Genomic DNA, 8228 nt, shown 5'->3' with positions numbered 1-8228 from the left:
TAGATACTTTTATAAAATAGTTTAAAGATTCAAAATAATCAGAGGAAAAAGAAACTGATATAAAAAGATAACTTAAAAACAAATATATAATTAAATCAATTTTTTCAGTTGGTTTATCATTAAAAATATAAAACAATATAATAAATACAAATAAAATAAAATAATGTACAAAAACAAGATTAGCTCTATAAGTCGTACTTGTAAGAAAAAAATCAAACCCAAGGTTTATTATGGGAATGATTAATAAAAAGGAAAAGATAAATATTCTATATTTTGCCAAATTAATCATTTTAACCAATGATTTAAATTCTTATTAGTAATTTTCATCAATTCCTTTATATCATTTTTATAATATTTAATTAAATAAGATCTATCTTCGAAACTAATGGGTTTGGCTTTCTTTAAGTTATGTTGTGAAATTGAATTTTTAAGATTTATAAGAAACGAATTAGGGAAACATCTTTTTATAATTTTTTTAAAACGAAATTTACCTTCAAGTAAATTATTTATGACTTTATTTTTAGGAATCCCTGAAACATTATACTTTTTGGTAATGTCAATAGTCACAAAATCATTGACATTTAAAAATTTAAAAACATCATGTAGCGTTTCCGTAGCATTATTAATTAAATCATCATAAAAAACTATTTTGACATTGTCCTTACCAAATACCTCAAGATATTTTTTTATACTTTTAGAATAGATTCCTTTTTTTTTATAATGCCATAAAGGTCCCCATCCAGATTTAATTCTTTCATCTTCTATATCTAAGGCTTTTCTAAAATTAGAAATATCTTCTCTTCCATCCCTTCTAGCATATAAATAGTTTGAATATGCTCTATCAATAGGGTTTCTTAAACAAGCTATTATTTTAATATTACCTAACCTATTTTTAATATTATAAACTGATCTTTCATCGTATAAGTAAATGGTTGAGGCCTCGCCTATTAATTTTTCATTTTTCACATCACTAAATAACTCAAAATACTTTTTTTCATTACAATATTCCCTAATATTAGCAGGGTCGTTGAAACCCGTAAATGTTTTTTTTTCATCTTTAAAAGCAAAATATTTTGGCTCCTTTACTTTACTCATAAATATTTCAGGGTGTTGACTTAAAAAATTGTATAACGCAGTAGTTCCTGCTTTGTGAGCACCAATTATAATAAAATTAGGCTTTTTCATTATACTAAACTTTTAAAATGAATAATTGTAGGATTTATTTTAATATATTTTATACAATAATATACTGTTAAAATATTCCAAATTAAAATGCTAATAAATGTACTAACCGCAGCTCCATTTAATCCCATAAATGGAATTAAAATAAAATTTAAACTAATATTAATTATAACACTAACAGTTAATGAATTAGCAGCCATACTAGTTTTATTACAATAAATTAATAGCTGACTACTTGGACCACAACAAGCATTAATCAATTGTGCAATTACAAGTATTATTAAAATATTCTTTGCTTCTATAAAATCTTCACCAAATATTGATAAAAAATTTTCATTAAAAACAATTAGAGCTAGAGCGATGGGTAGCGTGCATATAAATATGTAATAGGAATTACTTTTTACGGTTTTTTGTAACTTTATCATTTCATTTTTTATATACAAAGATGCCATTTTAGGTGCATATGCTGCTGTTATAGGTATCAACATAAACATCGTTAATTCCGCACCTTTATAAGATATATTGTAGAAAGAGGTAGCTTCAGCACCAAGTAGTGATCCCACTATCACAATATCAATTTGATCATGAACAATTCTCATTCCACTAACTAAAACCAATGGTAAAGCCTCACGCATCCAATCTCTGGTTTTAAATGTAGGGGTAGTCTCTTTTACAATTCTGGGTATGTTATTTAATAGTAAATATAAACCAAATAAAAATGCAATTAACGTTGAGATTAAGTAAAATATAAAAGACGATTTTAGCGTTAAATCTCCTGTTGACACCCAAACTATTGTTATTAATAATAAGAAAATAAAGGGACGGATAAACCTTTCAGACAAATTCCCTTTTACTATTTCATTCAAACCTTGAAGTGCTGCCTGTCGGACTTTTGTTAAGGATAACAGTACTATAATTGGCACTATAATAAATACAACTTCATTATAAGATGGATGTTTTTCGATAGGATTTAATATATAAATAAATACCAAAAATAAAATTGAAACTATCACTGAACTAAGAAAAACGATCTGATTTGATCTAATTAAAATTCCTTTTAGTAAGTCATATCTATTTTTTGATTTATTCTGAGCAATTTCTCTTACTAATAAGTGTTCAAAACCTAGAACAGCAGGAAGAGTTATTAAAACTATCAGGGACTGAAAAAAACTATAGGTTCCAAAATCGATTACACCCAAAACCTGGGCCAACACTATTGTTGTCATAAATCTAAATCCGATGTTTGAGAATTTAAGAAAAATATTCCCAATAGCACCAACAAAAGACTTGTCTTTTTTTAATTTTCTCACAATATTTTATTAAATAATAATACCATATGCTGGAAATCACTTACAAAAGTGATTAAGTAAAAAATAAGAATGATAAGCAAAAAATATATTTTGTTTATAGATTTAAAAATCATTATTTATAAGTATAAAGCTTTTGGTCACTCCCTCTTCACCAAAAACCAAGGAATTAACAAGTCCTCCTTAATTATAAGGTAATGGTGCCTGTTCCGACCAGCGCAGTACCTTTCCTCCCATGGCGGCAAGGAACCTCCTAGGCAGCAACCGTATCCTTGAGATGTTTTATGATCTGCTTAAGGGCGACCTTATCCGCCTTAGTAAGCTGCAAGTCGTCTCCCTAGTATTCCAGGTCTATAACCGCTGAGTGGTTAAAATTTCACTGGAAGCTTCCTTTGAGGAGGTATTGGTGATTTTGGTTAATGGCTTAAGGTTCCTAATTGGTGATTTTTGATCCGGAAAGAAGACTTTTTTGGGCCTAGCATAATTGGGAGAATTTTTTCAGAATATTTTCTGCGCTTTTACTATAAGCCTTTATCGTCATTCCTGTTTTTTTGACGAAACAGGCTTTGCCGGAATCCCAATAACAGTGGCACCGGATGAAACATCCCTGTTTACCAAACTTAAGGCCCCAACGGTACATGCTTGACCCAAATGTACTCCCCCAATAACCACAGCTCCCGTGAAAATCCGGACATCATCCCCAATTACAGGATATTGAAGCCCCTCTCCCTTTTTGCCGTGCGAGCCTATGGTTACCTGTTGCCAGATTTTTACATTATCCCCTATGGTTACCCCATCCCCAATTACAATTCCTATGGGATGAGGGAAAAGAATATTCTTCCCAATAATTGCCTTGTAAGAAATCTGACAGGCATAGCGTTTAACTTGTCGGTGCTTTAACCACTCACATAGAAGCCTATTTCCTCTTTTATGAAAATAATGGCCCAACCTATAATTTAGGATCAATTTGAAGGAATTGCTTAATAGTAGTTTTTTCAGAATCTTACGCCAGGCGTTCCCCCTTTCTGCCTTGGCATCACTACGGATCTGACCCATAAGTTGGCCAAAACTAACCCTATTCCTTACCATATTTTACTTAACTTTTACCTTGGATATCGGAGCAAATTAAAGTAAGCCTTGAAAATCCCTTTTTCCATCATCACCTAGGCCTACTATCTCCCATTTCCCTGTTTCAAATAAAACAACAATGGAATATACTTACTTGTTGATTAGCTTAAGAACAGGGACGGCGGCAGTTTCCAAAGAAAAATCACTTGGTGCACCAACCGTTAGTTCCCTACCAAAAACCATGGGTTCAGCAAGTTTTCCTTATTGTAGGTAAGAGGTTCCTTTTCCGGCCAGCGCAGTACCCTTCCGCCCATGGCAGCAAGGACCCCGTGGGCCGCGGCGGTGTCCCATTCCATGGTGGGCGCAAAGCGGGGATAGCATTGGGCCTTGTTTTCGGCCACCAAAAGGAACTTCAGGGAAGACCCCATGGAGATCACTTCCACGCCAGGATATTGCTCGATAAACTCTTTTGTCTCCGCACTCAGGTGGGATCGGCTGGCCACTATGGTCTTGACTACCTTGTCTGCCGGCTGTCTGAGGGTACTGGGCTCTTTTTCTCCTTCTTGCTTCCAAGCACCCTCTTCCCTGTTGCCCCAGTACATCCAGTCCAGCACAGGTGCATATACCACCCCCATTATGGGTTGCCCCTTATGAATCAAGGCGATGTTCACGGTAAACTCGCCGTTTTTCTTGATAAACTCCTTGGTGCCGTCCAGCGGGTCCACCATCCAGAAATACTCCCAGTCCCTACGCTCTGCATAGGGGATGTCCCTGCCTTCCTCGGAAAGGACGGGATAAGGAATGTCCTTCAGGTGTTTCATAATCACCTCATGCGCAGCCTTGTCGGCCTTGGTAAGCGGGGAATCGTCCTTTTTATACTCCACGCCCATATCCGCAGAATGGTAGATATTCAATATCGCCTCACCTGCTTCCTTTGCAGCAGACTTGGCGATTAGGGTCAATCGTTGCAAGTCTATCATTTTTTAGTAGATTATGTAGTTACGCATTGTTTGAGACTTTAGAGACTAAGTGACTGAGAGACTGGGGGACTTTAGGGACTGGGGGACTTTAGGGACTAAGTGACTAAGAGACTGAGGGACTTTAGGGACTTAGGGACTGAGGGACTAAGAGACTGAGGGACTTTAGGGACGGAGTGACTTAGGGACTTTAGGGACTTAGGGACTTTAGGGACTTAGGGACTTTAGGGACTTAGGGACTTTAGGGACGGAGTGACTTAGGGACTGAGGGACTTTTGGGGTGCTACGGCCACAAAGTCTCCATGTCTCTTTGTCTCTATGTCTCTATGTCTCTCCGTCCCTTCGTCTCTCCGTCCCTTCGTCTCTATGTCTCTCCGTCCCTTCGTCTCTATGTCTCTCCGTCTCTCCGTCTCCAATTCTCCAAGTCCCCAAAGTCTCAATACTGCCATTGCTGGGGATTTTTTCCCATGATGACCAGTTTTCCTAATATATGATCGTATTGGGTAGATAGCCTTTCCTTATCCTCAATTTTCAAATAACCACAGGTATGTGAAAACTTTAGCCATACCAGAGTCTCTGCGGCTTCACCCTCGCAGTCTATCAATTTAGCAACGAAAGCTTTTGGGTATTTTCGTTTTCTGAACCCCTCTGCAATATTTGCACAAACAGACCTTGAAGACCTGCGAATTTGGTCCGTGAGAGAAAACCTTTCCTCTTTTGGGAAACCCTTGCTTATCTCAAAAATTTCCATGGCCGACTCAAATGCCATTCGAAAAACCTCTAATTCCTCATGTGACCTAATTTTCATAGTTAGCTGATTGTGTGACTTTAGGGACTTGGAGTTGCTACGGCCACAAAGACTCTATGTTTCTCCGTCAACTTTAGGGACTAAGTGACTGAGGGACTGAGGGACTGAGGGACTAAGAGACTGAGGGACTGAGGGACTAAGGGACTAAGGGACTGAGGGACTGAGGGACTAAGGGACTGAGGGACTGAGGGACTAAGGGACTGAGGGACTAAGGGACTGAGTGACTGAGGAACTTTTGGGGTGCTACGGTCCAAAGTCTCTATATCACTATGTCCCTCCGTCTCCAAGTCTCTAAGTCTCTATGTCCCTCCGTCTCTATGTCTCTATGTCTCCAAGTCCCTCCGTCTCCAAGTCTCCAAGTCTCTCCGTCTCTAAGTCTCCAAGTCCCTCCGTCCCCAAGTCTAAATCACCATCCCGGCAGCCAGGGTCTCGTTTGTACCTGGGTCGATGAGGATGATGCTGCCGGTCTGTCGGTTGCGGCGGTAGGCGTCGAAAAACAGCGGTTGGGCTGCCCTGATGCTCACCCGGGCGATTTCGTTCATGCCGATCTGCTCCACGCCTTCTTCCCGGTGCAGGGTGTTCACGTTTACCCGGTAGAGTATGTCCTTGACCATTACCTGGCACTCTTTGGTGGTGTGCCTCATGATCAGCTTGGTCCTTCCCAGGAGAGGCTTCTGGTTCATCCAGCAGAGCATCACGTCCAGGTCCTGCCCCACCTGAGGTACGTTGTTTGGCCGTACCAGCATGTCACCCCTGCTGATATCCAACTCGTCCTCCAGGGTCATGGTCACGGACATGGGGGAAAAGGCCTCCTCTATCTGTTTCCCATTCAGTTCTATGGTCTTTATTTTGGAGGTAAACCCGGAAGGCAAGACCTTCACATCGTCGCCGGGCTTGAACACGCCCCCTTCTATCCTACCTGCATATCCCCTGAAGTCCTGGTGCTCGTGGGTATGTGGGCGTATCACCATCTGTACCGGAAAGCGGCAATCGATATGGTTGAGATCGGAGGCTATGTGCACGTTTTCGAGCAGGTACAGGAGAGTAGGCCCCTCGTACCATTTCATGTTGGTAGAACGTTCCACTACGTTGTCGCCTTTTAGGGCGGAGATGGGCACAAAATGAACGTCTTTGATGTCCATCTTGCTGCAAAAGGCCTTGTAGTCCTTTACAATCTGTTCATAGGTCTCCTGGTCATAGTCCACCAGGTCCATTTTGTTCACACATACGATCACGTGTGGGATCTTCAGGAGACTGGCAATAAAGGAATGCCGGAAAGTCTGTTCCAACAGCCCTTTACGCGCATCGATCAGGATGATGGCCAGGTTTGCCGTGGAGGCGCCTGTCACCATGTTTCGGGTATATTGAATATGTCCAGGGGTGTCTGCTATGATGAATTTTCTCCGGGGAGTGGCAAAATACCGGTAGGCCACATCAATGGTGATGCCCTGCTCCCGCTCGGACTTTAGGCCATCGGTCAGAAGAGATAGGTCCACATAATCGAAGCCCTTTTTCTGGCTGCTGGTCCTTACCGCCTCTATTTGGTCCTCAAAAATAGATTTGGAATCGAATAAAAGTCTGCCTATCAGGGTACTTTTCCCATCGTCCACCGACCCGGCAGTAGTAAACCTTAAGAGTTGATTAGTTTCTTGTATGCTCATAGTTGTAATGTTATTTCATTTTTTATTCCAAAGGAGGCCATCCCCCGAATTTTTTGTCACGAAGGACACGAAGTGGACACAGAGGACACACCCAATTGCCAACCGGACAGGGGGGGCACTTACTTTTTATCCAATTTAAATTCCTTAATCACCACATTCCTCCCTTCTCCAAGTCTCTCCGTCCCTAAGTCCCTCCGTCCCTAAGTCCCTCCGTCCCTAAGTCCCTTCGTCTCTAAGTCTCTCCGTCTCTAAGTCCCTAAGTCCTTTCGTCCCTAAGTCCCTCCGTCTCTAAGTCCCTTCGTCCCTAAGTCTCTCTCCACTAAAAGTACCCACTCTTCTTCCTGTCTTCCATGGCGGTCTCGCCCCTTTTGTCGTCTGCACGGGTTCCTCTTTCTGTAGTCCTTGTGGTGGCCACCTCGGCGATGATCTTCTCCAGGGTGTCGGCACCGGATTCCACCGCCCCTGTTATGGGCATGTCCCCACAGGTCCTGTACCTTACGGTCATGGATTTCACCTCCTCTTCCGGCTTCAGCTTGATGTATTCGGAATTTGCCAGGATTACCCCGTCCCTCACCACACAGTCCCTCTGATGGGAAAAATACAGGGAAGGCAAATCGATGTTCTGATGCTGTATGTATTGCCAGACGTCCATTTCTGTCCAGTTGGAAATGGGGAAAATCCGAAAATGCTCGCCCATTTGCTTCCTGCCGTTGAAGAGGTTCCAAAGTTCCGGGCGTTGGTTTTTGGGATCCCACTGCCCGAATTCGTCCCTGTGGGAGAAAAACCTTTCCTTGGCCCTGGCCTTCTCCTCGTCCCTTCTGGCTCCCCCCATGGCAGCATCAATCTTGTACTGCTCCAAGGTGTCCAAAAGAGTAATAGTCTGAAGGGCGTTTCGGCTGGCATTGGCACCAGTTTCCTCCCTTACCCTTCCCTTGTCTATGCTCTCCTGCACGGAGCCCACGATAAGTTGGACGCCCAGCTTATCGACCAGGGCATCCCTGAAGGCGATGGTTTCGGGGAAGTTGTGTCCGGTGTCTATGTGAATTAGAGGAAATGGAATCCTGGAGGGGTAAAAGGCCTTTTTGGCCAGGTGGGAGAGCACGATACTGTCCTTTCCTCCGGAAAAGAGCAGGGCCGGCTTTTCAAATTGGGAAACCACTTCCCGGATGACAAAAATGGCCTCAGCCTCAAGTTCTTCTAAATGTGATAAATAATACTGTCCCAT

8 protein-coding genes are annotated in these 8228 nt (G+C 41.5%); all 8 read right to left on the bottom strand.

The features are described from left to right. On the bottom strand, positions 1 to 289 hold a 289-nt coding region (locus DB520_RS27410), incomplete at its 3' end, for a hypothetical protein (protein ID WP_232835153.1). Next, entirely contained in the window at positions 286 to 1185 is a 900-nt protein-coding gene (locus tag DB520_RS25375; RefSeq protein ID WP_114752588.1) for a sulfotransferase family protein, read from the bottom strand. The genes DB520_RS25375 and DB520_RS27410, both read right to left, overlap by 4 nt. Then, a complete protein-coding gene (locus DB520_RS25370) occupies positions 1185 to 2492 on the bottom strand; it encodes a flippase (RefSeq protein ID WP_114752587.1) in 1308 nt (435 codons plus the stop codon). The genes DB520_RS25375 and DB520_RS25370 overlap by 1 nt, the downstream gene beginning before the upstream one ends. 534 nt (positions 2493 to 3026) lie before the next feature. Then, positions 3027 to 3578, bottom strand: a complete 552-nt coding sequence (locus tag DB520_RS25365) for a serine O-acetyltransferase (RefSeq protein ID WP_114752586.1) — start codon at positions 3576 to 3578, stop codon at positions 3027 to 3029. Between the two features lie 200 nt (positions 3579 to 3778). After that, a complete protein-coding gene (gene cysQ / locus DB520_RS25360) occupies positions 3779 to 4537 on the bottom strand; it encodes a 3'(2'),5'-bisphosphate nucleotidase CysQ (protein ID WP_198675458.1) in 759 nt (252 codons plus the stop codon). Positions 4538 to 4970: 433 nt separating this feature from the next. Further along, positions 4971 to 5342, bottom strand: a complete 372-nt coding sequence (locus DB520_RS25355) for a four helix bundle protein (RefSeq protein ID WP_114752585.1) — start codon at positions 5340 to 5342, stop codon at positions 4971 to 4973. Between the two features lie 401 nt (positions 5343 to 5743). Then, the gene (locus DB520_RS25350; RefSeq protein WP_114752584.1) at positions 5744 to 7003 is read right to left on the bottom strand and encodes a sulfate adenylyltransferase subunit 1; all 1260 of its coding nucleotides are present in this window, start codon (positions 7001 to 7003) and stop codon (positions 5744 to 5746) included. A gap of 319 nt (positions 7004 to 7322) precedes the next feature. Next, on the bottom strand, positions 7323 to 8228 hold the full coding sequence (cysD, locus tag DB520_RS25345; protein WP_114752583.1) for a sulfate adenylyltransferase subunit CysD: 906 nt from the start codon (positions 8226 to 8228) through the stop codon (positions 7323 to 7325).

The sequence above is a fragment of the Pleomorphovibrio marinus genome, assembly GCF_003347495.1.
In the GTDB taxonomy this organism is placed as follows: domain Bacteria; phylum Bacteroidota; class Bacteroidia; order Cytophagales; family Cyclobacteriaceae; genus Pleomorphovibrio; species Pleomorphovibrio marinus.
This window is presented reverse-complemented; position numbering and strand designations above follow the sequence as displayed.